Source organism: Marispirochaeta aestuarii (genome assembly GCF_002087085.1).
Classification (GTDB): Bacteria; Spirochaetota; Spirochaetia; order JC444; family Marispirochaetaceae; genus Marispirochaeta; species Marispirochaeta aestuarii.
Window position 1 is genome coordinate 1 of sequence record NZ_MWQY01000079.1, and the last position, 310, is coordinate 310.

The following is a 310-nucleotide window of genomic DNA, read 5'->3' on the forward strand; positions in this document are numbered from 1 at the left end:
CTTGTAAAGAAGGTGAGCGCCGTACTGCGGGAAACCGGCGGAGCGGTGAACTACGGGTACGACGGCCTGGGACGACTGATACATATCCGCTACCCCGACCCCGCCATGGACGTGAGTTATCAGTACGGGACAGCCGCCGCGGCCGCCGAGTACGGAGCAGGCCGGCTGTTGAGCCGCAGCGACGAATCAGGGAGCATCGACTACGAATACGGAAAGATGGGTGAGGTTATTGCAGAGACCAGGACCCTGAGGCGTCTTGACCCCCTCTCGACCACCCGGGAGGCCCGCATCGAGTACCAGTCGAACTACC

1 protein-coding gene is annotated in these 310 nt (G+C 62.3%); it reads left to right on the forward strand.

The annotated features are described in order from the left end of the window. Window positions 1-310: hypothetical protein (locus B4O97_RS19590; RefSeq protein WP_158084414.1), on the forward strand; the 310-nt coding region annotated here is incomplete at both ends.